Raw genomic sequence first — 24,055 nt, forward strand, 5'->3', positions numbered from 1 at the left:
TCTTTCTGATCTTTACAGAATTATTCTTTCTAGTATTTTTCTTGCCATTTAGTCGATATACCTGAAATTCCCAATATATTCGAATGATATTGGTATACCTCATGTATTATTGGCTGCCTTAATAAATACATCTTCAAGCTCAGAGAGTTGATTATTTATTTCTGAATAAGCCTTGTAATTGCCTTTGTTATTGATTTTTTTGTGGATGATAATTTCAATCCGGCTGAATCTGGGTTATTTATCAACAGGAATGAAGATTTTGTTTCATCCATCAGTTATTATTTCAGTCCAAAATCTTCCGCTGAATAAAAGACAACCCGTAAAGATTGCCATCCTCTTCATACCTTTCCAATACATCTTTAGCAGGCCTTCTACTATTCAGAATATTATCTGCTGAGAAATTGCTTCAAAAATTATTGTGTTTGTATTAAACGACCTCTGAAGGTAGAACAACATTTTATCAGTCTTTGGCGGCAAAGGGTAGGATGTTTGGGGCCCGAGTACCATACAGATTGATAATTAAATAAAATTCCTGTTATAAGTGATATTTCATTGCACTTTATTAAATATTTTTAGAAATCAAATCTGAAATCTCATCCTTATGCCATTCAGACACATTTGGATTATCCAGATATGTAAACCGTCTAACGAGATCAACCCTGAAGAATTTGAAGATATTGTTGACCTAATGCTTCCTTCAATGTGGGGTGGGAGTTTTACCAAGTGTATAGGTATTTGGAGTACCGTTTGTCTCTACCATAACTGAACAGATCGGTTTGCAGCGGCGATCATTGTCTTGGTAACATTGCCATACAATGCTTTTAAAGTAACTACTTTTAATTTCAAACCATTTATGACCGGAATTTTATTAAGAAAAAAGATCCATAAGAATGATCAATTAACAAGGACATATGTTGGTCTGTTACAAACTCAAGAAAATTCATTATATTGTATGACTCTCTATCTGATAGAGTAGGATTTAGTTTGCCTGGGGTATATCTCAACAATTGATAAGGCACTTTTCAGAAAATTTTTCCGCCACCCAATGAGAATCCGAATAGCCCAGAACAGAGAAATAGAATCTCTTACGGATAGAAAACGCAGGTTCTGATAGTTGTAACCATTCCTCCAGGCTGTTGAACCGGCAATGTACCGCAATTCGAAAACGGGGTATTTTCCCATTATTGGGATCCGGCAAGTTTACCCTGATAAAATTTTTCGTTTGGTGCGAATCTCAAATTCTGATATAGAATTCAGAGATACCAAGCTTGGTTACATCGTTACATTGCGATAAATAATCTGCAGAATTGAAATAAAGATGTCCCTCCGTGCCTGGTTAGTAAATCCGTATCTCAGAGTGTATGAAAAATTACTCCTGAATTCATTAAGATTTTCTATTGTTAAATGTTTTATTATAGAAAATTTTATCATTCACCCCTCTTTTGATTGATAAGAGAAAATTGTCTTCCATCAGAAATTTCATTTGCTGACCCTGAAGCTGAGTTTCGTTCTCAATGCTGATTTTTAAGTTTTTTGCAGGGAATTGCATGATGTCTTTCTCTCATGAACGACCATGTGCCTCCCAGGTAATACCACTTAAAGCGTTGATCGGTAAAGCCGTAGGATCTATAGGTCCCTAAACTCAAACTGCTTATTGAATTCTTCAAGTTAGTCCTACCTCCAAATCTCAACCGAAAACTTCTTCGATTGGATTGGACATATAAAGGTTCGATCTCTGGTCCGATTTCTGAACGGCTCAACCCAGTATATCCAAACAATACAAGGGTTGCAACATTCTTTTATTCTTTAAAGGCCGGAACATTTAAAATACTGTCCATTGCAGTATATGTGCCCGCCTCGATTTTTTGAGTGGTATCGGTGATCTTTCCCAGTATTGTTTGTTGCGATCCATCGCACTATCTGTGATTTTGACCTTTTCCCCTTGAACAATAGTTTTTCATTTTCGGTGGACTGAAACTGTAATTAGTGTATTTGACAAACTTTTTGGCCAAATAGTCCCCTGCTTTTCTTATTAATTCCAAAATTTACTGAGGTTTGATCTGTAGACAGTATCAAATTATTATTACCTGCTCTTTTCAAACTCTTTGAATAATCTTTATGTCAGTTACCCAATTCAGGTTAATATCTTTATTTACAGACATTTCAACTCTTTTAATTGCATAGCTGCCATCCGTTGTTATATATAAATAACCCTGAAAAAGAAAATCATTTTTTATTTCGCGACCCAAAATACATTCGGGTACATTTTTCGCTGCCCGAGTTTATGGTATCTACAATATAATAACGGTAAAAGTTGTTGCTGAAGAGGCAATAGGGCTCAGGAACTGATTGGATACTAATAAAATATTTTCATTGTAGATGTTAATGTCCTGGTATAAATATTTGATGTTTTCTTCAATCCCTTTATTATCAACTCCAGGAATTGTAACAACTTTATGTGCTATTATACTTCTTTTACTTTCTTTGGCGAACGCTGATAGGAATAGTTCGATATTGCTTCTTTCAAATATATCGGCAAGATCTTTTTTCCCATTGTTTTTAACTGAATCTATATTTTCGAACACAAACTGAAAATGTCTGAAGATTTTTTCTTCTGATAATCCTGAGTTATGTCGTTGATTGCAAATTGAACTTTTTCATATTTCTCATTTTCGAAGTAGTCAAGCCTCAATGCTATTTTGCTTTTTATTGGCAATTACTTTTTTCAATTAAATCAACTGCAGGATTATTCCTATTTTGATATTTTTGTTTTCTCACAACCACTTCCTGCAAAACTTGGACCGCCGGATCCATTTTAATTAATATATTTTTAGTATTCTTCGATAAAAAAATAATTTCAGATTTATATCCGACATATGACGCTATAACCTTGTTTTTAGAAGGTAAAAAGTTTTTTATTGTGAGTGTAAAACCTCCCTTTAAATCCGTTATGGTTCCATCTCCATAATCTGGTAAATAGATATATACATAAGCCATAGGCTCATTAGTCTGAGCATCGACTACAACTCCATTAAAAACCTCTTTTGAATTGTTTGAGACAAACAAATCAAAGATGTAAGGAAATAAATAAACTGAGTAATGACTTTTTTGAAGTTCATGCTAAACGAATAGTTTTTTGGAAATTTCTCAGATTGATTACATACTGCCATATTCTGTTTTATGATAATTCCATTTTCTAAAAACCCAGTATTTTTTGCATAGTATAGTTAAAACAATTGATACAAATAAATCGGTTGCAATACGGCTGATTCTGTAATCGAATCCCAGAAATGTTGTAATAAGATATGTGCCTGAAGACTTTAACAGAATACTGTTAACTACAACGAGAACAAATTTCATTAACTGCGCTGACATTGGATTTTTATAAGGAATATCCTTGGAATAGAAAGTCCATTTTTTATTTAAGCTAAAATTTACAATGGCTCCAATCACCCCGCCTATGGCAATACTAATTGTATAATGCAAATTAAATATCTGGGTGAAGAGAACCATAATGAAGTAATCCACAGCTCCACCTAGAAATGCTGAGAACTGAGCTTTTATAAATACAAGCAATTTCTCAGGCGATTTTCCGGTATTTGTTCTTTTCTTTTCATTATTATCGTATTCATTTGCAAGCTTCAATAGCTTACCAGTATCTATAATATTCATTACTAACAAGATAACTGTGACTAACAGAGAGACATACTGAATTGATCCCTTAAAAAGCACTTCTCCCAATAAAATCAAAGAGATGATAATTCGAACCTCGGTGGGGCCAAAAGAGACCAGAATCAATAGAGTATTTGCCTGTAACTTTGTATCGAACCGAAGTGGTGATCATTTCCCAACCATACAATACCACAAAGCCAAATCCAACAATTTCCCAAGGCCCCTTAGTATAAACAACAAAACCCAGCCCCATTAAAATAACTCCTAACCAATCAACTGTGATGTCGAGTGCGAACCCGTACCATTTCCGTTCTTTATGCCGATAGTAGGAAAAAACTCAAAAAAGTAAGAATATTGCCTCCAAATCCAATACCTGTAAGCATATCCGAACTTATCCACGAAGGAATACGCTGAACTAAAAATGCCAGTGCTTTTTGCTCTGGTTTTCTTAGAATATTTGTTCGTTCCCTGTCAACAGAAATGAGTTCTATAACTTTGTTGAGTGATTGAAATCTGGCAGTTTCCATAGTTTTGCTTAAAATTGTTTTTGAAAATAACAGTGAAATCAAAATCTTAACTTTTCAGTCATTAACCCAAACCGAAGAATATCCAACCGGTGACTGAAATAGATATTGTAATAATCAGACCCATGATAGTATTGAGCAAAGAACCCAATGTCCTCAAGAAATTTCGGATGATAATAAAAAGTCAGGCTGAGATTGAGTCTTTTAAATGAAACTGCATCCCAGTTATTCAACTTACCAAACATCCATGTCGATTCGCCTTTAACTGAAATATCTGGTCTCTTCTTAGTATTCAGATCACTTTTGGATGGAAGCTTATATATTGAAATTGTATTATGCCAGCGAATGTTACTGTAGATTCCTTCCAACTTTTTCCCGCTCCATGCCTGTGGATGAATTTCAATAGAACTTTTAAAAACTGATATGCATTGAATCGGGTATTTATATTTGTTATAATTAAACCTGACTCCAGATAGTTAGTAGAAAAATCTCCGGACGTTACATTTCCCTCACCATTTTCCAGAAAAAAATCGCCATCCTGCCCGTTGGAATGATGTGCGTAGCGTCCGAAAAGACTAAATTTTGTTCCATCTTCTCCCCCATTTAACATATAATATAATGTAACCTGAGGTATATAACTTGGTGTGCGCACAGGATATGACCTCTCCTGATACATACGGAGGATAATTTGTGGTGTCAGGACACCCATTAATCGGGAGTTTTTACTTTCTCTGAGATAAAAATTCGGAACTATATTCACCTCAAACCACAAAGGTTCAATGTTTCCAATATCAGTTGGGAAAGTAACATAGCTATTCCCCTGATTTACCTGGGATAATTCCATAAGGCCAATTCCGGGAATGGAATCCCGGACCTGTCCAAAGGCAGAAACTACATAAGTAACTGGAATTAATACTACAAGAATGAATTTTTTCATGTCTACATGTATCAAATATTAACGATAAATAGCCAACCCGAATCCAAGTTCCAGCACTTCATCCAAAGGAATTTCATTATTACCAACCATATTCATCAGATATAAAACTCTGCTTCCCACACGAAAATAAAATGCAGTTCCTGAGGCAGGAGTTATACCTGATAGGAGTCTGGTTTTAATTTCACCCCCAATAAATAAACCCGCATTTCTTCCCGGGGCCCACCAGTAATAATTATCGGGATAGTGTGCCGGCTGACTTATCCAATATTTGTTGCCAAATGTATGATGAATGAAGAAGCCGATATTTAGAGGTAATACCTCAGTATTTTCAGTGAGCTTATATTGTAAAAATCGTGAAGTAAACTGTAAACTCACGCTATGCAGGTCATCCTCCGAAATCAAGTACGGGATATAACTATAAAAAAAAGAGACATCCAGCTTATCATTAAAAAAAGTATAACCGGCTCCTGTAGATATAAATCCAATTCCCCCTGCATACTGAAATTTGACGTAATCAGGAAGAAACTTCCTAAACCGCGATGAATCAGTAAGCATTGAGCTCTGGCTGTCTGCATTCCCTGGAAATGCAAAGAACAAGATCACAATTAATCCTGCGTTAAAAGACCACCGTTTCAATATTGAATTCATCATTTGAGATTTGAATAATATAAAAGCTTTGTTGCTGTACACCATACGTGTTTATATAGGGAATACTATCCTGATAAGGTAGAGTTATCTCATGTCTGTGAGAATGACCATGCAGGGTGAACAAAACATTGTCATACTTGGCAATCATTGAATGAAATTCTGTTTCAAGGGAGCTATCAAAATCTTCGTCAAAAGGAGGTGTGTGGAAAACCACCACAGCTTTACTAAATTCGTTATCAGGCTCAAGTTCGTTCCCAAGCCATTTAATGTCAGGCACTAACCCATTAAATTTGTATTCCCTGCTATTTGTATTAATGAATATAAATTTTACAGTGCTGTATATAAAGCTGAAATTCATTTCACCAAACATCTTCTCATAGGCATAGCTGCCATTCCCGACAAGGTCATGATTTCCAATAGTGACAAAATATGGGCTTTTCAGTCTCAGTAAAATATTGTTTATCCATTCATACTGCTTTGGCAAACCGAAATCAGAAAAATCACCTGTATGTATCAACAGATCGATCCGCGGCATTCTGCTTACATAATCGACAAATGATGCTGTTTCATCATACGCCCGGTGCGTATCGCCTGTCACCGCAATTGTTATTGTATCATCAGTAGTCTGTCCTTTCAGCTTTTCAATATTACTTGCATTTACAGAACTGTTCTCCGGAGAAAAATCAACGATATAAGGAGAATAATCGAACATATCCGTACAGGAGACACAAGTCAGTGCAATTATAAAAAGCAGTATTCTCATAAGATCATCGGATAAATGAAAATTATACCGTTATTATTTTTTCGAGAGGTAGATTATTTTCACACGGATTTTCAAATCGCCTGACAAATTGATGTATGCTTTGTCAAAAGAAGGCCGGTTTGAAAATCCTAATGACTCATAATTGGAAAACCCAATTCCCTCCTTCGGGAAAATAAGACCTTTGCTTATCTTGCCATCAGTATTTTCATCATGCAAAACATTTACAGCATATTTCCCTTCCGGTAAGTTCTCAAATGTCACTGATGATGAACCATTAATTATCTTCCCTGTAAGTACCTTTAAATACTTTTTAAAATGTTCATCCGGGAATGCATCCGCCCTGTTGTACAAAGCAAATTGTACTGTGCCATCTGAATTTCGAAGCTCATTTACTTCTACTGTAAAATTGAACGTAACGTCCTTATCACTGTTAAATGAAGAAAGTAGCAGGATAAGAAAAAATGCCTTTAGGATACATAATGCTCTCTTCATCTTAATTTTCTTTTCTTTTTGTAATTCTTTCTTTAATTGTATCAACAACGTAGTAAACCATAGGTACCAGATAAACCGACAGAATCATTGATGACAACAGTCCTCCGATGATAACCCAGGCCAGACCGTTTTTCCATTCACTTGCTGTACCCTTAGCTAAAGCAATGGGTAACATTCCGATGGCCATAGCGAGTGTGGTCATTAAAATTGGCCGCATACGCTCCTTTCCTGCAATGATCAACGCCTCTTTATAATGTTTGCCCCGGGCTTTTAGCTGATTAGTAAAATCTACAATCAGGATGGCATTTTTTGTTACCAGACCCATGAGCATAATCAGACCAAGTTGAGCAAACAATGTTAAATGGTTTAATGATAGGTTTAAAGCCAGGAAAGCCCCAATTGCTGCCATCGGTATTGCAAATAAGGCTACAAACGGATAAATATAGCTATCATAGAGAGCTACCATGATCAGGTAAATCAATATAAACGAGATTAGAAGAACCGAACCCAAGGCTTTAAAACTTTCATTCTGTGTCTTGATATCTGCTCCCCAGGTTAATTTCACGCCTTCAGGCAATGGTTGAGTTTTCAAAAAGCTTATTGCTTCATCAGCTAATGTGCCAGATGGTCTTCCAAATGATTCAGATGTCAGTGTTATGGATGGTTGTCTGTCTAATCTTTCAAGCAACGAAGGAGAATTATCCTGCATGACTTCTGCGAATTGTGAAACTTCGATTGGTATGTTCATTGGATTTACGATGGAAAGACGTTGTACATCTTCGTAATTTTTCCGGTCAAAGTCATCCAGCCATATTCTGATAGGATATTCTGTTCCATCTTCGGTAAGTGTGGCATCATCGTTTCCTGTGAAGGCGGTTCTTAAATTTAACCCGACGTATGCAGTTGTTAATCCCAGGCGCTGCATCTTATCTTTATCAGGTATCACCTTGTACTCAGGGCTTCCTTCTTCGACTGATAACTGAACATTATCGGCACCCGGTATTTTTTCAATTACTGCTTTCAGTTCATTCCCTGTTTTCATCACCAGAGCCAGATCGCTTCCGCTCAGGGTTATCTTGATGGGAGCCTGCTTTGGCAGCAAGCCTAAAACTGCCATTGAAAAGTTAACTCCCGGAAACTCTTTCTTAAGCCCCTCGCGGAGCGATTTCATAAACGGCTCGGTTTTGATTTTTCTTTCCTTTTCAGTCTTCAGCTGAATTGTAAATTCTGATAGATTGGCCGAACCAACTCCTAAACTTCCGATGCCTGTACTTGGCCCGGAAATATTGCTGAATAGTGTTGCCACTTCAGGTTGCTGAAGGATAAAGTTCTCTACTTTCTGTGTTCTGATATTGTTCTCCTGAACGGTTGTAGTTTTATCATATTCAAGATTTAGCCGGAACTTCCCCTGATCACCTGTCGACATCATCTCTTTGCCTATGATGCCTTGTTTCATTATCACAACGGTCATAATCAGCAGAAAAACTACTATTCCTGTAAAGGCAATTTTATGGCTGAGAACCCAAACTAACTGACGGCCATACCAATCGATAAATGCTGTTAATTGTCTTTCAAACCAAAGCAGAAAACGATTTATGAAGTTGGTCGGTTTTAAGTCTTCCTTTTTACCAATCCGCGAAGCCAGCCAGGGCACAAGGGTAAAACCTACCAATAAGCTGGTTAGAGTGGATGTGATTACAACGATTGAAAATTGTTTCAACATATCAGCCACAAATACCTGCAAAAACAGAATGGGTAAGAACACAACAACATCGACGAGGGTAATTGAAATGGCAGAAAAACCAATTTCCATACGTCCCTCCAATGCTGCGGTTCCTTTATCTTTGCCCATATCGAGGTGACGCTGGATATTTTCCAGAATTACAATGGCATCATCCACCAGAATCCCAATAATTAACGACATGGCCAACAAGGTCATCAGGTTCAGGGTGAAACCCATCAGCCACATTACGGCAAACGCGGTAATTAATGAGGTAGGAATTGCAATTAATACAATCAATGAATTCCGGTAACTTCTTAAAAACAAGAACATTACCAGTGATACTAAAATAACCGCTAAAATAAGGTCATCAACCACCGAATTTACTGCGGCAATAGTCATGTCTGTTGAATCATCGGCGACATCGAATTTTACACTGTATTGTGAGTTTGCACTTTCAATCTGTTTAAGCTTTGCGTGAACTAATTTTGAAACATCCACGGCATTGGCATCACCTTGTTTCTTCAACAACAGGCCAATTCCGTTTACTCCGTTATACCTGCTTACGGAGCTTATTTCCCTTATACCGTCAATCACAGAAGCAACATCTTTTACATAAACCGGTATTCCCGGTGCAGGCATAGCCACCTGAACATTCATTATATCATTAACTGATGAAAATTTACCGGTTAAACGGACTGAATTGTTTTCTTTATCAGTTTGTGCTTTACCCGCAGGCAAATCAATTCCTGAGCGGTTAATAGCCTCCACAACCTGGGAAAGTGATATTTTATACAGTTTAAGTTTATCCTGATTTGCCTTAACCTGGATTTCCCGTTCTTCGCCACCAAGCAGGGTTATTTCTGCCACTCCTTTTAATTGCTGGATCTGTGGAAGATAATCATCTTTCATTTTTTGATAGAACTCTGTAGCAGGCAGGCTGCTCGTTGCGCTTATCGAAATGATGGGCAGATCGTTTGGCGAGACCTTACTCATAACCGGGCTTAAAATATCTGCAGGCAGGTCTTTGCGGATATTATCGATATAGCGCTGGGCATCCTGCATAGCAATGTTCAGATCCGTACCATATTTCAGGTTGGCGATAATAACAGAGGCATTGGGCATCGACTTGGTCTCAAGGTAATCAACACCTTCGAGATTCGACAAAGCATCTTCAATTTTTCTGGAGACGGAGGTTTCCACTTCATTGGGTTCAGCACCAGGATACATTGTTTTTATTACTACTACCGGCTGGTTAAAGTCAGGCAACAGTTCATACCCAAGGTTTTTGAAGCCTATTATTCCCAATAAGGCGAATACGCTGAAAAGAACTATTATCAGCGAAGGGCGATTGATTGATATTTTAGTAATATTCATTATTCCTGATTCTTAATTGCTTACTGATACATTTGCCCCGTCAAAAAGGTTAATAAATCCGTTGGTTATTATCACCTCGCCTCTGGTTAATCCGCCTGACACTACTACTTTATTCTGAAACCTTGTTGAAATGGTAATATTTTTAAGAATAGCCTTACCGTTATTTACGATATAAACCTGTGGTTGAATGTTTGTCCCGACAACGGAGGAAGCCGGAATAATGATAAGTTTTTCATCACTATTATTTTTTAGTTGTACACTGCCAAACATGCCTGATTTGATTTTTAAATCAGTTGTGTTCTTAACTGAAAACTGCACAGGAAAGCTATTTCCCATATTGGCTTTGCTGCCGGTCATAATAACTTTCCCCGACAATGCAGTTTCAGGATATACATCTGCAGTGAGCGTATAAATTTGATTTAGCTCAAATTGAGACAATTCGTTTTCCGGGACATTTACAGTAAACTTCAAATAAGAGATATCAGTAATTTGCAGTAATGGAATTCCCGGTGCGGCAAAAGCGCCTTCTTCGGTAAGTTTCGCTGTAACAATCCCGCTAAAAGGGGCCATTATGGTGGTCTTATTAATCTGCTCCATTAATGTAGCCTTTTGTACATGGGCCGATTTCAGAGCCAGTTCCGTCTTTTCCAACTGAACACCCTGAATTGCATCCGCCTGAGCAAGTATCCTATACCTTTTCACATCGGCTTCCAGCCCTTCAATCTGAATTTCAACAGTTTGCAGTTGAAGTTTCAATAAGGAGTTGTCTAATTGAATTAAAGCCTCTCCTTTTTTTACACTACTTCCAATATCAACTAAAACCAGGTTTATTTTTCCCTGTATATCTGCGCTGACTTTAGTTTCTTTATTGGGTTCAAAAGTTCCCGGATAAGAAACATTATTGTTCACACTTTCAGGTTTCAAAGTGAGGGCCTGCACGTTAATGGCCACCTCTTTGTTGTATTGATAAACCCTGTTTTCAGTGGTTTCTTTATTGCCTTTCAGGCGAACTATCACGATGGCTATTAAAGCTAATGCCAACACTATGTAAATAATCGTTTTCTTCATGATTGTTTATTCTTAGTTTTTAATTCTTATTTGTAATCAGGTTACCTGTTACTCTTTTGTATTCCAGTTCTGCCCTGTGCAGATTGATTAAAGCAACCAGATAGTTTTGCTGCGATTCGCGAAGTGCATTATCTGCCAGTAACAAATCTGTAATGCTTGCTACTCCTTGCTGATTTTGCAGTACGGTGTTGTCATAAATCCTTTTTGCCAGATCTATTTGAGAACTTACAACAGAGATATTCTTTGTTGCAAGCGAATATTGCATTTCGGCGTTTCTCAGGTCAAGCTTTGATTTTTCAGTTACAAGTTCTTTCTGAATATTCGATTTCTCAATTTCTATTTTTTTAGCCACAATCTTATGTTGGGTAATCCGGCCATTAAACAGTGGAACCGATAACTGGGCGCCGACATATCCTACCGGATGAAAATTGAAAAAGCTATTGCTGCCAGTGGTACCAAAACCGTTTGTTCCATATACTCCATAAGCGCTCAGGGTAGGCAATCTCAAATTCCTAAGACCGCTTAACTCTGAGTTATTGAATTCAATTTTCTTATCAATAAGAAGAACCTCTGTAGTAATCTGAGATTTAAAACCTGGCTTGACAATTGTTTTTTCGGTATTTAATACCTCGATGGAATCTGAAATTGGTTTTCCCATAAGAAATTTAAGTGAATTCAATACCTGTTGGTACTGCGAAATCACTGTACTTCTTTGAGTGGTTATTTGCTCAACCTGCAATTTCAGCCTGTCCACATCTGTCCCTCTAACTATCTGTTGCTGGTATAACAAAATTGTTGTTTTCACCAGTTTACCGGTGTTAATAATATTGCTGTCGAGGAATGATATCTGTGTTAAAAGAACCTGGGCATTATAGTATGCATTCGAAACTTCCAATACTACTTCTTCATCCGTTTTTGACTTTTGAATTTCCGACAGTTCAGTGGCAATTCGTGTGCTTTTTACTGCACTAATAGCTGTGCTGTTAAAAAGGGGCACGGTAAGCTGCAGATTGGCATTCAGGCTTTGCGGGACACCAAACTGAACCTCTTTATATGTACCCTCCGGTCCGCCGAAAGCTGCCGCCGGCATTAACTGATACGGCAGGTCGGTATAATAACGATAATCGGCTATTCCGTTAAGTTTTGGAAGCAGATTCCCTTTAATCTCCTTGTTTTTTTCAGTGGAAATGTTCACGTCATGCTGCGCCAACTGAATATTACGGTTATAGAGCAAAGCAGTATCAATGCATTGCTCAAGAGATAATGTTTGAGCCCTTGCGGTAATATTCATTAAAAGTATTACCAGTATTAATAGGACTCTATTTATTTCCTTTTCTTTTTGTTTGCACCTGTGTTTAACCATTTGTATGATTGTTTATAAATTAATGTTTCCCTGTTGATTCTAATCTTCTATTACTTTCAGGATCTCTAAATCTTTTACCATTTTGTTAATCAGACGCTGTTCGTTCATGAACGAACGAAAACTTCCTAAGATGTTATTAACCAATGTCCTTGATGTTTGTCTGGTTTTAAATACAGTTTCTTTTTTTCCATGATTTATAACATTCAATAAATTGGTGCTCACAGAAATCTTGATTCTTAATAAAGCGATCTGCAGCCCTGTAGTCTTATCCTTTAACTCTGTTGAAAAAATAACGGACAAATAGTAAGGCTTGTTTCTCAATAACTTATACATGTTTTCAAACAGGAGTTGTAGTTCTTCTTCCGGCGACCCATGCTCGGTTCGAGTATCCTTAATAAATTGTTTTATTTCATTTTCCAGACTTAGTAATATCAACATCAGGATATCATCATCTTTCTTTAAATAAAGATTAAGTAAAGAATGATCTATTTTCATTTCTCTAGCCAATTCTTCAATTGATAAAGAATTTATTCCAGATTCATTAATAATCTTGCCAGCTGCTGCGACCATATCTGTTATTCTCAATTCCATTTTTTGTAAATGTTAGTTAATATTCACTAACTTTAATTATTAAATTTTTTTATACCTCCTTACTAACTCTCTTACGGAAAATTCTTTCAAAATAGCTTATAATGAAATATGCAAGGATTGAAAAAACCAGAGTAAGTGTTATTCTAAAAATCATTGCACCAATTGTTTTAGTTTCATAAATACCACCCGAATTGATATGAATCATCAATCCAATAAATGCTACTAAGAGAAGTATTGCTGAAAAGCCTAGAAGATGAATAGTCCATTTTTTGGTTTTTATGAATCCGTATGCAGCAAACAGATAGAGTATGCTACTAAGAAAATTTGCCCATACCACAAACAAAACATAATTTCCTTCTTTGGCTCTGACACCAAACAGATCAAAAATCACAGAACTACTAAGGAATAATGTAACCAGTCCAAAAACCGCTAGTACTAAAGCTACTGAATTTGTAAATGTTTGTCTCATTTTTGCTTAGTTTTAATTAAAGTAAGAATAGATTGTACCATATTATCTCCGCTCCGTGTTATATCAAATTGAAAATTTGCAATCCGCCATTTAAACATCTGAAGTTTGAACGTTCCCATAATAATATGTATTAGTTCGTCGGTATTAATTGCATTTGTAAATATTCCTTTTTGCTGTCCTTCCATTATTAATGGCATTAAGTGTTTAGTTTTTACATTCATTAATTTCAACAGAGTTTCATTGATAAGCTGGCTTTCTTCCATCAGTCCATCTGAGAAGACGGCAACAACAAAATGTGGATTCTTTTTAAAGAAGCCGATTTGCTCGGAGAATAATACTTTAAATTTTTCTTCGGGATCTGATAACTTAATTACGTTTGTTAATCTGCTGTCAATACTGTCAGCCAAAAAATTAAGCATGGCAACAATAATTTCCTCCTTGCTTGCAAAATGCCGGTAGATTGCGCTTTCTGAGAATTGCATTTCTTTAGCCAGGTTTTTTATGGTCAATCCGCTTACGCCTGATGCTGTAAGTATTCTGCCGGCGGCTTCAATAATCTCAAATTGACGAGGAGTAATTTCCATTTAAGTATAAATTTTTTATCGTAAATATTTAAGGATTATATTCTACTATTTCGTACGATTTTTAAAGCACTTTAGTCAAACTTACTGGTCTTGGTGCTTTTACAACAAGAATTCTGGCTAGATGGTCAGACCCATTGCTAATATAATGAACAATATCGGCCGGGCTTTCAATAAGTGCGTCTGCCTCGCAAACTTCACTTTCATTCCCAATATGGATTGTCGGATGGCCTTCAACGATGAAAAAGAAAACATCTACAGGTGTTTTATGTGGTTTCAAACTTTCACCAGGTTTTAATGCCATCAACATTGCCTGTGCCGATTCTTTGTTATACATCTCCCTGACATCAATCTTATGAGGAGTGTCTTTTATTTCTTGTTTTTGATACCTTGTAATTTTCATTTCAACATATTATTTAAATAAGTAAGTGAATATTCGCTCACAAAGATAAACTATAATTTCCTTACTGCGCAAGTTTTTATAAATAAATTTTAATATAAATCACGAAAATCAGTTTCTTCCCTTTGTGACTTCACACTTATATTAGAAGTTGGGGATACATTCAAAACTTGACAAGCTTGACTAAATCAAGCAGATTAGCATACTCTTGTTGCTCATATCAAACAACTTATGTTCTGGAACTGTTAATTTGCACTAGCTAATTTTCAACAATTCTTTGATTTTTCAATGGATACAATTTTCTCAGAAAATTTATCTGTGAAATAATTAACAATAAACTTGCTGGCTAAAAAATATTAAATACTTTTGCATTAAATGCTATAAAGAGGTATCATTTTATGAATTTCAGTAAAACCACATCCTACTCACTAAATATCTTATCATATATGGCTAACCATTGTGATGAAAATCTGTCAGCAGACTTCCTTAATTCACAATTGGGTATCCCATATCAGTATCTGAGGCAGGTTCTCACAAATCTTTCAAAAAATGGGTTTATTAATAGCTCACGTGGCAGGAAGGGAGGTTTTGAATTAGCCAGGGATGCAAGTACGATCTTTATTGCTGACATTATAGAATTGACTGAAGGTCTTGAAGGTTTTAATAAATGCGTTCTTGGATTTCAAACATGTCCTTTCGATAACAAATGTGCAATCCACGATTTATGGGATGAATCCAGAAACAATATACTCAAGATACTGAAGGAAACATCGTTAGCTAACCTTATTATAAAACAAAAATAGTTTTTGTACAATATTTAAATCTTTCATACAAATTATATATAAATTATTTATCTAACTAAAAACAGTTATATGGTTGATTCAAAAGTTGTTTTAACAGGACAGACCCTGGCCTATACATTCTATTGTATAGTCATCATTCTGTTGGTTGCTTGGTTTGCAATTAAAGTAACAGGCAAAGGGAAAGGACTTGCGGTTAAGCCGGCAATATTTTATACGTTTGTCGGGTTTCTCACAGTTCTTGGCGTATCACTTCATCTCATTACATTCAACACAATCCCATGGGCAGAGATGGATCTAAACAGGTCGGATTACAAACCCGACAAAACATTTGTAATAAAAGTTAAGGATCATCAGTTCATTATGCCTTCAGAAAAATTGGTTATCAATGTTAATGACAAAGTCCTTTTCGATGTGCAATCGGAAGATCTGACTTATGGTTTCGGACTTTTCAGAAACGATAACAGTATGATGTTCCAGATGCAGGTGGTTCCCGGTCACAGAAATGATCTCTTATGGCAATTCGACCGTGAAGGTATTTATACCATACGCTCAACAGAGTATTCGGGTCCAAAAGGGGTCTTTATGATTTTGAAAGATGCTGTTCAGGTAATCCCCGCAAATACAACAAACTAATATTGATTATTTACAAATCTTTAAATTAAAATATATGAGTTTTATCAAGACTTTTATTAATGGGGAGGAAGGACTTTTCAAGTCTGAAACTCTTACTCCTATGCAGAAACTTACACTCAGGTTTGTTGTTGTTGGCCTTATCTATTTCGGTTTCGTTGTTATAGAAGGGATGCTAATGAGGCTATATGAAGTTAAGCCCTTTCCTTTTATTACTGAACCTCAGTTTTTTGCAATTCTTACAGCACATCCGCTGGTTGGGATCTTCGGCTCAACATACTCTATCGTTTTCGGAGCATTCCTTTTCCTTGTTCCATTCTTAATGAAAAAACCATTGTGGAGTATTAAACTTGGAAACTGGACTTTTATTCTGGTTGCTGTCGGAACCTTTATTTTCTGGTTTGCGGGATTCGTAAGCCATTATGCACCGCTTTATACTCTTTACTGGCCGCTGCCTGCTGACTTCACACAGTTCAGTGTTTGGGGCGGTACATTTTTTATTGTCGGGATTGCTCTTGTAATGTTGGGAAGTGCATTCTTTGTAATTAACATTTTTAAAACAATAACCTATACCCCTGAAGGATGGGATAAGCAACCATCAAAAGCTTTGCTTGCTTCAGCTCTTGGAATAACAGGATTCAGAAACCTGTTTACAAAAAACAAGAAAGAGCATCTTGTATCGCTTCCCGTTGCAGCTGTAGCAAGAGGAAGTGTTGATGTAGCTCTTAATACTGCAATTATACTTTTTACTGGAATCCTTATACTTGTGTTTATGGTTGCAGCCATTTTAGGGTTTGACCTTAAATCGACAGCTATTGATGCACTGTTATATAAAAACTGGTTCTGGTGGGGGCTCGATCTTATTGCCGACGGGCTGGTATTGATTTTTGTGGCAGGTACTTGGTATCTTCTGGCCATGATGATAAGTGGGAAACCTCTTTTCATGCAAAATATTGCCCGTGCTGCATTGCTCGTTGAGCTTGTGGTATCATGGACAGTATGGTCGCATCATCTTCTCTCAGATCAGGCACAGCCTGCAATGTTAAAAGTATTATCGGGAGAGATGGTTACTGCATTCGAACTGATCACGCAGGGTCTTGCTTTCTTTATAACTCTTGCCACTCTCTGGAGTGCAAGACCTTTGAAAATGACAAATCCGTTGAAATTCCTTCTTGGGGGATTACTTGGATTTGCACTTGCTGTACCCGCAGGTATTATGCAGGCTGATGTTGGTTTGAACAGGATACTTCACAATACCCAGTGGGTGGTGGGACCTCATGTACATGTGGCTATACTTGTTGGACTAACGATGACCCTGTATTCAGCCATTTATCTTCTATTCCCGATTCTTACAAACGGAGCCAAGGTATACAGTCAGAAACTTGTCAATGTTCATTTCTGGTGCCATCTTATTGGCGGTGTAGGAATGGGAGCATTTATGGGCATGGCAGGACTGAAAGGTATGTTAAGACGTTCTCTTTATCTAAACGGGGAATTCAATCTGATGATGATACTGGCTGCGATTTGCGGGACACTCTTATTAATAGGTTTTCTAGCATTCTTCTATAATATTGTGATGAGTGTAGGTTTGAAGGGTGTTATCGGAATTTTTACTCCTGCAAAAACTAAAACTAAGGACCTATTACCAGCAAATTAGTTTTATGAACAGGCCATTCTTTGGATAGCTCACAATTATCCAGGAATTAATACGAAAAACAAAGGGACAATCATAAAAAGGTGGTTGTCCCTTCATCTTACTACATAATTCCAGAAATTAATAAAGAATACCAATTAAAATTTTCATTTAGCAACAAATAAATCTTCGCTTATAGATGATAAAATTTTTCAGAAAGTACCATAAATGGCTGGGAGTAATATTTGCCCTTGTAATATTAAGTTACGTTTTTTCAGGAATAATACTTAATCACAGGGAAGCATTATCCTTCATTGATGTAAATAGGAAACTTCTTCCCAAAGAGTACAGATATCAAAACTGGAACAATGCCGCAGTTAAATCGACATTAAAAATTTCATCTGACAGCATATTTGTTTATGGTAATATTGGAATCTGGCTTACCGACAGCAGTTTTACAGATTTTAAAAACTTTAGTGCCGGAGTCCCTAAAGGTATCGACAACCGCAAGATTTTTCAAATGATCATAACTTCCGGTCATAAGCTTCTTGCCGGCACCTTTTCAGGTTTATACACATTTAATTACAATGATGACAAATGGATTTCAGTCGCTTTGCCAGTAAAAGAAAAAGTCATTGTGGATATTATTCAAAAACAGGATACAATTTTTGTTTTAACACGTTCTTACCTATTAAGAACCACAGATCTGACTCACTTCAGTGTTTCTCAGCTTCCTCCTCCGGAGAATTATGATAATAAAACCGGCCTTTTTAAGACCTTTTGGGTTATCCATAGCGGCGAAATATATGGAACAGCAGGGAAAATAATTGTCGATTTGGCCGCTCTTGTTTTTGCCTTTCTTACAATAACAGGTTTTATTGTATTCGTAAACAGGATCATCCTGAGGAAGAACAAGAAGCCCGTTGCACTAAAAATAAAATTGAGGAACTCGAACAGGTGGAATATTAAATGGCATAATAAAATTGGCTGGATAGCCTTGGCTGTTCTGATACTGAATACCACAACAGGGATGTTTTTACGACCACCACTCCTGATTTCGATTGCTAATTCGAGAGTTGGAAAGATCCCCTTTACAGAACTGGCAACTCCAAATCCATGGTTCGACCAGTTGCGCAGGATTTATTATGATCAGGAGATCAACAGGTTTATTGTCAGCACTATGGATGCTTTCTATTATTCCGATGACAATTTCAAAACAGAGCTCAAACAATATAGATTTCAACCACCTGTAAGCGTAATGGGGGTGACTGTATTTGAAAAAATTGATACATATAAATACCTGATCGGTTCTTTTGAGGGCTTATTCTCATGGAACTCACAATCAGGTGAGATTTTCGATTACATTAAAAAGCAACCCTACTCCGTTCCTTCCGGAATAGGCAGACCAATTGGTGATTTTCTTGTTTCAGGCTTCACGCGCGATTTTAAAAACCAGGAATATTATTTTGATTACGACAGGGGAGCTGTTGATATCTATGGAGTGCAGAGATTTGCACCCTTACCTGAAAAGGTAATCAGTGAATCTCCAATGTCGCTATGGAACGTGGCCTTAGAAATTCATACCGGACGAATTTATCAGTCAATAATCGGAGACTTTTACGTACTCGTAGTTCCACTTACAGGTCTCATTGTCCTGTTTATTCTTATTTCAGGCTTCATAGTATGGCTTAAAATCAGAAAAAAGGCAGATTATTAAACCAACTGATTCATCGCGATTAATATGGCGATGGTTAACTGAAAATTTATGATAATATATTGCAACAAATTAATCTGATATGATATGAGTGAACTGATAAACAATTCAACTGAAAGAAAAAAGAAACTTAAAGAACTGATTTTAAAACTGCACACCGGGGAATATCAGGAAGCAGTAAGAGAGAAACTGCTTGAAAGTCTTAGTCAGATACCTTATGGAGAGGTTGTGGAAGTTGAACAGGAATTGATAAGTGAAGGGCTTCCTGAGGAAGAGGTTTTAAAACTTTGTGACGCCCATTCAGGTGTTCTTGACGGGAATATTGATTTATCTTCCTCGAAGAAAATCCCGGATGGTCACCCTGTGGATGTAATGATCCATGAAAACAGCGAACTTAAAAAGGTAGCTTTGGAAATTGATATCCTGCTTAACGAAATCTCTATCGATAAAGCGGTAAATATTGAAGCAGTTATTCTTAAACTCAGGGGACTATTCAACAGCCTTTTTGATGTTGATAAACTATATCGAAGAAAAGAATATTTGTTATTCCCATTTCTAGAAAGCCAGGGAATCACTGGTCCCCCGAAAGTTATGTGGGGAAAGCATGACGAAATAAGGGAATTAATAAAAGGTAGTATTGAATTATTACAGACACCGTCGATAACAAGGGAGGAATTGATTGCGTCATCGGAGATAGTACTTTTCCCGGCAATTCAAGGAGTGGTTGATATGACTAAAAAAGAGGAAGAGATCCTATATCCAATGGCATTGGATATACTTACTGAATCAGACTGGTATGAGATCAGTAAACAGTCATTGCAGATCGGTTTTTGCCTGTATGACCCTCAAAAAGAGTGGAAACCAGTATGGGCCAAAGAAGATTCTGTAAATGAATTGAATAAAACAGGTCAGAATATTCAACTTCCATCAGGAAGTTTTACTGTTGAAGAGCTTCTTGCAATTTTAAATACCTTGCCGGTCGACATGACATTTGTTGACAGAGATGATAAAGTAAAATACTTTTCTCAGGGGAAAGAGAGAATTTTTCAAAGAAACCGGGCAATACTGAACAGAGATGTGAGACATTGTCATCCTCCTGCAAGTGCACATATTGTAGACAAAATTATAGAGGATTTTAAAAGCGGAAGAGAAGATCAGGCACCTTTCTGGATTAATTCAGGACACAAAATGATACATATAAATTATTTCGCTCTGAGAAATGACAAGGGAGATTACCTGGGGACTCTTGAAGTTTCTCATGATATTTCAGGTTACAGAAAACTTGAAGGAGATCAAAGGATTTTATCTTACAAAAAATAGCAATGGAAAAGACACAATTGATAATAACACCAAAGACGAAAGTTTTGGAACTTATTGAAGCATATCCTCATCTTGAAGAGGTTTTAATTAAGCATGTCCCTGCATTCAGCAAATTAAAGAATCCACTGCTCCGGAGAACTGTTGCAAAAATCGCAACTCTCCAACAGGCAGCCAGTATTGGAAATGTTAAAACAGGTGATTTGATAAATCTTCTGAGGAAAGAAGTTGGTCAGGAGTTGATAAATACAGGTGATGAAACAGCTTATAACACTAAAAAGCCACTATGGTTTGAAGAAACACTTATTGAGAAAAAATTTGACATAAGAGAGATGCTTGCAGCTGGTGAGCAGCCTGTAAACCAGGTTATTTCTGACCTGACCCATCTTAATCAGGGAAAGATTTACAAGTTAACATCCCCGTTTCTTCCTGCCCCGCTGATTGACAAAGCAATCAGCCTTAAAATTGATCATTGGGTGTTAAAGGACAGAGAAAACTTAGTTTTAGTATATTTTTATAAAGGTTAAACTTTTTTTAAACATGTCAGAAATTATAAACAACAGCGGAGATCGGATTGCGGCACTGGCAGATTTCTCGAGACGTCTTATAAGTGGTGAAGACGGCAGAATGCTCATTGAAAAATATAAGCAGATAATCAATACAGTTACACCAGCGGAGACAATGCAGGTACTTGATATAATGCTTTCAGAGGGTATCCCTAATGAAATTGTTAAAGCCAATGTCGGCAAGATTATAAATGTTTTTTATAAGTCGCTTTCTGCTTATCAATGGGAAAAACCGGGAGAAGGTCATTTCCTGTATTATCTGATGCTCGAAAACCGTGAGGTTCAAAAAATAATGACTAAGTTAAAATCTGTAATCAAGGTTTTCTTCAATGGTGAAAATCAGAATTTTTCTACTTTAAGACATAAACTCATGCAACATGTGGAGCAGTTAAAGACTTATGAGCTGCATTATATTAAAAAAGAAAATATCCTATTCCCATACATAGAAAAAGCATTTCCACAATATCGCTGTTTGCAACTAATGTGGTCATTTCACGATGATTTTCGCCGGAGTCTGAAAGTACTTGATGTAATCTTACAGGACACACTTCCCGATAAAGAGCTGTTGAATAAGGAAATAGGGAAATTATTTTTTGTTGTACTTCCCATTGTTTTCAGGGAAGAACAAATCGTATTTCCAGTAGCTCTCAGGGCAATACCTGAAAAAGCTTGGATAGAAATGATGGAACAAAGTTATGATACCAAGTGGTGCTTTATCGAACAACCTGACAGAAAATACAACACAAACATGGCATCTTTCAGTCTAAACGGAAAGATCAACCTGGGTACAGGGTTTCTTAGTTCTGAACAAGTGATAATGTTGTTAAACAATTTGCCTGTCGATATTACATTTATTGATGAGAACGATGAAGTTCAATATTTTTCAGGTGCTAAAGACCGTATTTTCCCTCGTTCGAAAGCCATTATTGGCAGAAAAGTACAAAATTGTCATCCTCCGGAAAGTGTGCATATTGTAAATGAAATTATTACTGCCTTCCGAAATGGACAAAATGGCCATGCTGATTTTTGGATACAAATGAAAGGTCGTTTTATACACATTCGTTATTTTGCTCTTCGAGATGAACAAAGCGAATATAAAGGTACTATTGAAGTAAGTCAGGATGTTACTGAAATACGCTCATTACAGGGTGAACACAGATTGTTGGAATGGAATTGAATAAACAATTAGAAAACGAAATAAGCTTAAGAGTTCAATCAATCCTGACTCTGTTTGAAAGCAACACAATACTTCCAAAAAGAGTGATCAGTGAAAAACGAAGCGAGACAAAAGAAGCAGCACTTAATGGGTAATTCTTTCTTTGCAATATTATTAAAACTCAACCCAAAAAATCAATTTAAAACCACGTATTCAGATATCTGATTTGACCAATCTCCGTTATTATCCTTAACCCGGACACGAATCTGCTTCTGCCCTGCACTACCAAAAACATAACGCACCTTATTCAGAGGAGAACTAAATTTATAATTTGCAAGCGTGTACTCATACTCTGTAATTTTCCCGCTGAACCTTGCATCTTTATCATAAGATGCCGAAGCATCCACTTCATATTCGTATGGACTTGAAACGCCTATTTTCTTAACGGAAAACTTTGCTACCGGGGCTATATTTCGAAAAACTGTAAATGTTATAGAAAACTTTGCTTCTTCATTAAAAGAGTCTCTAGCGCACAGGCTAAAGATATTTTGTCCTTCTGTCACTCCTGTGAAGCTAATTAATTCAGTACCAACCTCAAAAGTATTTTTTGGTTGCTCCTGAGAGACCTTCAATGTTATTTTCTCTTCATCCTGGATAAAGTATTGCAAGGACAAGGGTACCCCGATCTTGAGAGAATCCGAAAGTGCGTTTCCCTCAAGCAGGACGCCGTTTTTAACTAGCGTTAGAGAAGGGGCTTTGTTAACATCAATAAAATAATCTTCCCGGTTATCGCACGATGAGAAAAAAAATTGACCAACCAAAACAAAAAGTACTATGCAAAGCTTTAACTGTTTCATTTTTTTATGATTTTAACACTTTTCTTTGAATCTCTGAAACCGTTGATTTCCAGAATATATATATCTGATTTCAGTGAGCTGAAATCAATTGTGACAGTTTCGCTGTCAAAGATTAGAGACTCTATCATCGTACCTGAAATATTGAAAATCTTAACGGTTTTTATTCTTTCATTGCTTTTAAGTGATAGATTTTCGCTTACCGGATTAGGATAGCTGGAGAACGTAACTTCCTTATTTTTCTCGATGCCGGTAATATCATTAATTACCGTAATTATCTCATCTTTCAAAACAGAATCAATGCACCCCCCCGGACTTTTTACAGTCAACTGAACACTGAATTTTTTGGAATTAACACCCAGTACGTTATAATAATGCACCGGGTTTTGTTCAGATATAATATCACCCTCAAAGAAGTTCCAGGAATAACTGCTGGCATTAACACTTGTGTTGGTAAACTTGATTGCATCTCCAATTGTAACTGTAGTTATGTCAGGGGTAAAGCTTGCTTCCACGTTATCAACGATAATTTTCTGCTCCAGGTAATCGCTTAAACAACCGTTCAGATCGAGACTCTTAACGTAAACAGTATTACCCGTGGTAATGCTGCTTAAGGTGTATTTTGTACCATCCATTAAATAAGCGTGCCCTGAATCATACCATTTGTAACTAAGATAAGCTGGGTTAACTACATTTATGTTAACCGTTGAACCTTTACAGTAGCTTGTTTTAATATCTGTTGTTGGAAGGTTTATTTGATCAAATACCTTAATCATT

The 24,055-nt window shown here is 36.6% G+C and carries 23 protein-coding genes and 1 pseudogene; 7 read left to right on the forward strand and 17 right to left on the reverse strand.

Annotated features, from left to right (window positions below; translation table 11 throughout):
* Positions 1–2,291: 2,291 nt before the first annotated feature.
* The 15 genes and pseudogenes from IPJ16_16470 to IPJ16_16540 form a co-directional block, all read right to left on the reverse strand.
* The gene (locus IPJ16_16470; GenBank protein ID MBK7628762.1) at positions 2,292–2,585 is read right to left on the reverse strand and encodes a hypothetical protein; all 294 of its coding nucleotides are present in this window, start codon (positions 2,583–2,585) and stop codon (positions 2,292–2,294) included.
* 121 nt (positions 2,586–2,706) lie between these two features.
* Positions 2,707–3,066, reverse strand: coding sequence for a carboxypeptidase-like regulatory domain-containing protein (locus IPJ16_16475; GenBank protein MBK7628763.1), 360 nt, complete (start codon positions 3,064–3,066; stop codon positions 2,707–2,709).
* 90 nt (positions 3,067–3,156) lie between these two features.
* Complete coding sequence (locus IPJ16_16480) at positions 3,157–3,672, reverse strand: GtrA family protein (protein ID MBK7628764.1); 516 nt, start codon at positions 3,670–3,672, stop codon at positions 3,157–3,159.
* A gap of 314 nt (positions 3,673–3,986) precedes the next feature.
* A complete protein-coding gene (locus tag IPJ16_16485) occupies positions 3,987–4,199 on the reverse strand; it encodes a hypothetical protein (GenBank protein ID MBK7628765.1) in 213 nt (70 codons plus the stop codon).
* A 38-nt stretch (positions 4,200–4,237) separates the two neighbouring features.
* Positions 4,238–5,133, reverse strand: a pseudogene (locus IPJ16_16490) (hypothetical protein).
* 18 nt (positions 5,134–5,151) lie between these two features.
* Positions 5,152–5,784 carry a hypothetical protein gene (locus IPJ16_16495; GenBank protein MBK7628766.1) on the reverse strand — a complete coding sequence of 211 codons (633 nt, stop codon included), beginning with the start codon at positions 5,782–5,784 and terminating at the stop codon, positions 5,152–5,154.
* Positions 5,750–6,544 carry a metallophosphoesterase gene (locus IPJ16_16500; protein MBK7628767.1) on the reverse strand — a complete coding sequence of 265 codons (795 nt, stop codon included), beginning with the start codon at positions 6,542–6,544 and terminating at the stop codon, positions 5,750–5,752. Before IPJ16_16500 ends, IPJ16_16495 begins: the two co-directional genes overlap by 35 nt.
* 33 nt (positions 6,545–6,577) lie before the next feature.
* Positions 6,578–7,036: a DUF2141 domain-containing protein gene (locus IPJ16_16505; GenBank protein MBK7628768.1), complete on the reverse strand. Its 459-nt coding sequence runs from the start codon at positions 7,034–7,036 to the stop codon at positions 6,578–6,580.
* A gap of 1 nt (position 7,037) precedes the next feature.
* Entirely contained in the window at positions 7,038–10,133 is a 3,096-nt protein-coding gene (locus IPJ16_16510; protein ID MBK7628769.1) for an efflux RND transporter permease subunit, read from the reverse strand.
* A gap of 12 nt (positions 10,134–10,145) precedes the next feature.
* Complete coding sequence (locus tag IPJ16_16515; GenBank protein ID MBK7628770.1) at positions 10,146–11,201, reverse strand: efflux RND transporter periplasmic adaptor subunit; 1,056 nt, start codon at positions 11,199–11,201, stop codon at positions 10,146–10,148.
* A gap of 19 nt (positions 11,202–11,220) precedes the next feature.
* Positions 11,221–12,564, reverse strand: coding sequence for a TolC family protein (locus IPJ16_16520; protein MBK7628771.1), 1,344 nt, complete (start codon positions 12,562–12,564; stop codon positions 11,221–11,223).
* Between the two features lie 39 nt (positions 12,565–12,603).
* Entirely contained in the window at positions 12,604–13,155 is a 552-nt protein-coding gene (locus IPJ16_16525) for a hypothetical protein (protein ID MBK7628772.1), read from the reverse strand.
* Between the two features lie 49 nt (positions 13,156–13,204).
* Positions 13,205–13,624: a hypothetical protein gene (locus IPJ16_16530; protein ID MBK7628773.1), complete on the reverse strand. Its 420-nt coding sequence runs from the start codon at positions 13,622–13,624 to the stop codon at positions 13,205–13,207.
* Positions 13,621–14,208, reverse strand: a complete 588-nt coding sequence (locus IPJ16_16535; GenBank protein MBK7628774.1) for a TetR/AcrR family transcriptional regulator — start codon at positions 14,206–14,208, stop codon at positions 13,621–13,623. Before IPJ16_16535 ends, IPJ16_16530 begins: the two co-directional genes overlap by 4 nt.
* Before the next feature lie 61 nt (positions 14,209–14,269).
* Positions 14,270–14,608, reverse strand: a complete 339-nt coding sequence (locus tag IPJ16_16540; protein ID MBK7628775.1) for a cupin domain-containing protein — start codon at positions 14,606–14,608, stop codon at positions 14,270–14,272.
* A 395-nt stretch (positions 14,609–15,003) separates the two neighbouring features.
* On the opposite strand from IPJ16_16540, the gene IPJ16_16545 reads away from it, so the two are divergent.
* From IPJ16_16545 to IPJ16_16575, 7 genes are all read left to right on the forward strand, one after another.
* Positions 15,004–15,408, forward strand: a complete 405-nt coding sequence (locus tag IPJ16_16545) for an Rrf2 family transcriptional regulator (GenBank protein MBK7628776.1) — start codon at positions 15,004–15,006, stop codon at positions 15,406–15,408.
* 69 nt (positions 15,409–15,477) lie between these two features.
* Positions 15,478–16,041 carry a cytochrome C oxidase subunit II gene (locus tag IPJ16_16550; GenBank protein ID MBK7628777.1) on the forward strand — a complete coding sequence of 188 codons (564 nt, stop codon included), beginning with the start codon at positions 15,478–15,480 and terminating at the stop codon, positions 16,039–16,041.
* A 34-nt stretch (positions 16,042–16,075) separates the two neighbouring features.
* Positions 16,076–17,695 carry a cbb3-type cytochrome c oxidase subunit I gene (locus tag IPJ16_16555; protein MBK7628778.1) on the forward strand — a complete coding sequence of 540 codons (1,620 nt, stop codon included), beginning with the start codon at positions 16,076–16,078 and terminating at the stop codon, positions 17,693–17,695.
* A 175-nt stretch (positions 17,696–17,870) separates the two neighbouring features.
* A complete protein-coding gene (locus tag IPJ16_16560; GenBank protein MBK7628779.1) occupies positions 17,871–19,388 on the forward strand; it encodes a PepSY domain-containing protein in 1,518 nt (505 codons plus the stop codon).
* 84 nt (positions 19,389–19,472) lie between these two features.
* Complete coding sequence (locus IPJ16_16565; GenBank protein ID MBK7628780.1) at positions 19,473–20,705, forward strand: DUF438 domain-containing protein; 1,233 nt, start codon at positions 19,473–19,475, stop codon at positions 20,703–20,705.
* Between the two features lie 2 nt (positions 20,706–20,707).
* Positions 20,708–21,229 (forward strand): DUF1858 domain-containing protein, encoded by a 522-nt coding sequence (locus IPJ16_16570; protein MBK7628781.1) that lies wholly within the window; start codon positions 20,708–20,710, stop codon positions 21,227–21,229.
* A 13-nt stretch (positions 21,230–21,242) separates the two neighbouring features.
* A complete protein-coding gene (locus tag IPJ16_16575) occupies positions 21,243–22,445 on the forward strand; it encodes a DUF438 domain-containing protein (GenBank protein MBK7628782.1) in 1,203 nt (400 codons plus the stop codon).
* A gap of 173 nt (positions 22,446–22,618) precedes the next feature.
* On the opposite strand, the gene IPJ16_16580 is transcribed toward IPJ16_16575, so the two are convergent.
* Positions 22,619–23,281 carry a hypothetical protein gene (locus IPJ16_16580; GenBank protein MBK7628783.1) on the reverse strand — a complete coding sequence of 221 codons (663 nt, stop codon included), beginning with the start codon at positions 23,279–23,281 and terminating at the stop codon, positions 22,619–22,621.
* Positions 23,278–24,054: a T9SS type A sorting domain-containing protein gene (locus IPJ16_16585; protein ID MBK7628784.1), complete on the reverse strand. Its 777-nt coding sequence runs from the start codon at positions 24,052–24,054 to the stop codon at positions 23,278–23,280. The genes IPJ16_16580 and IPJ16_16585 overlap by 4 nt, the downstream gene beginning before the upstream one ends.
* Position 24,055: the final 1 nt, after the last annotated feature.

This window comes from Bacteroidales bacterium (assembly GCA_016709865.1).
Classification (GTDB): domain Bacteria; phylum Bacteroidota; class Bacteroidia; order Bacteroidales; family VadinHA17; genus LD21.

What these genes read in the sequence shown, in the direction of transcription:
- IPJ16_16480 (MBK7628764.1), bottom strand. Translation starts at nt 3,672, where the DNA reads ATGAATATTATAGATACTGGTAAGCTATTGAAGCTTGCAAATGAATAC.
- IPJ16_16485 (MBK7628765.1), bottom strand. Translation starts at nt 4,199, where the DNA reads ATGGAAACTGCCAGATTTCAATCACTCAACAAAGTTATAGAACTCATT.
- IPJ16_16495 (MBK7628766.1), bottom strand. Translation starts at nt 5,784, where the DNA reads ATGATGAATTCAATATTGAAACGGTGGTCTTTTAACGCAGGATTAATT.
- IPJ16_16500 (MBK7628767.1), bottom strand. Translation starts at nt 6,544, where the DNA reads ATGAGAATACTGCTTTTTATAATTGCACTGACTTGTGTCTCCTGTACG.
- IPJ16_16505 (MBK7628768.1), bottom strand. Translation starts at nt 7,036, where the DNA reads ATGAAGAGAGCATTATGTATCCTAAAGGCATTTTTTCTTATCCTGCTA.
- IPJ16_16510 (MBK7628769.1), bottom strand. Translation starts at nt 10,133, where the DNA reads ATGAATATTACTAAAATATCAATCAATCGCCCTTCGCTGATAATAGTT.
- IPJ16_16515 (MBK7628770.1), bottom strand. Translation starts at nt 11,201, where the DNA reads ATGAAGAAAACGATTATTTACATAGTGTTGGCATTAGCTTTAATAGCC.
- IPJ16_16520 (MBK7628771.1), bottom strand. Translation starts at nt 12,564, where the DNA reads ATGGTTAAACACAGGTGCAAACAAAAAGAAAAGGAAATAAATAGAGTC.
- IPJ16_16525 (MBK7628772.1), bottom strand. Translation starts at nt 13,155, where the DNA reads ATGGAATTGAGAATAACAGATATGGTCGCAGCAGCTGGCAAGATTATT.
- IPJ16_16530 (MBK7628773.1), bottom strand. Translation starts at nt 13,624, where the DNA reads ATGAGACAAACATTTACAAATTCAGTAGCTTTAGTACTAGCGGTTTTT.
- IPJ16_16535 (MBK7628774.1), bottom strand. Translation starts at nt 14,208, where the DNA reads ATGGAAATTACTCCTCGTCAATTTGAGATTATTGAAGCCGCCGGCAGA.
- IPJ16_16540 (MBK7628775.1), bottom strand. Translation starts at nt 14,608, where the DNA reads ATGAAAATTACAAGGTATCAAAAACAAGAAATAAAAGACACTCCTCAT.
- IPJ16_16545 (MBK7628776.1), top strand. Translation starts at nt 15,004, where the DNA reads ATGAATTTCAGTAAAACCACATCCTACTCACTAAATATCTTATCATAT.
- IPJ16_16550 (MBK7628777.1), top strand. Translation starts at nt 15,478, where the DNA reads ATGGTTGATTCAAAAGTTGTTTTAACAGGACAGACCCTGGCCTATACA.
- IPJ16_16555 (MBK7628778.1), top strand. Translation starts at nt 16,076, where the DNA reads ATGAGTTTTATCAAGACTTTTATTAATGGGGAGGAAGGACTTTTCAAG.
- IPJ16_16560 (MBK7628779.1), top strand. Translation starts at nt 17,871, where the DNA reads ATGATAAAATTTTTCAGAAAGTACCATAAATGGCTGGGAGTAATATTT.
- IPJ16_16565 (MBK7628780.1), top strand. Translation starts at nt 19,473, where the DNA reads ATGAGTGAACTGATAAACAATTCAACTGAAAGAAAAAAGAAACTTAAA.
- IPJ16_16570 (MBK7628781.1), top strand. Translation starts at nt 20,708, where the DNA reads ATGGAAAAGACACAATTGATAATAACACCAAAGACGAAAGTTTTGGAA.
- IPJ16_16575 (MBK7628782.1), top strand. Translation starts at nt 21,243, where the DNA reads ATGTCAGAAATTATAAACAACAGCGGAGATCGGATTGCGGCACTGGCA.
- IPJ16_16580 (MBK7628783.1), bottom strand. Translation starts at nt 23,281, where the DNA reads ATGAAACAGTTAAAGCTTTGCATAGTACTTTTTGTTTTGGTTGGTCAA.
- IPJ16_16585 (MBK7628784.1), bottom strand. Translation starts at nt 24,054, where the DNA reads ATGATTAAGGTATTTGATCAAATAAACCTTCCAACAACAGATATTAAA.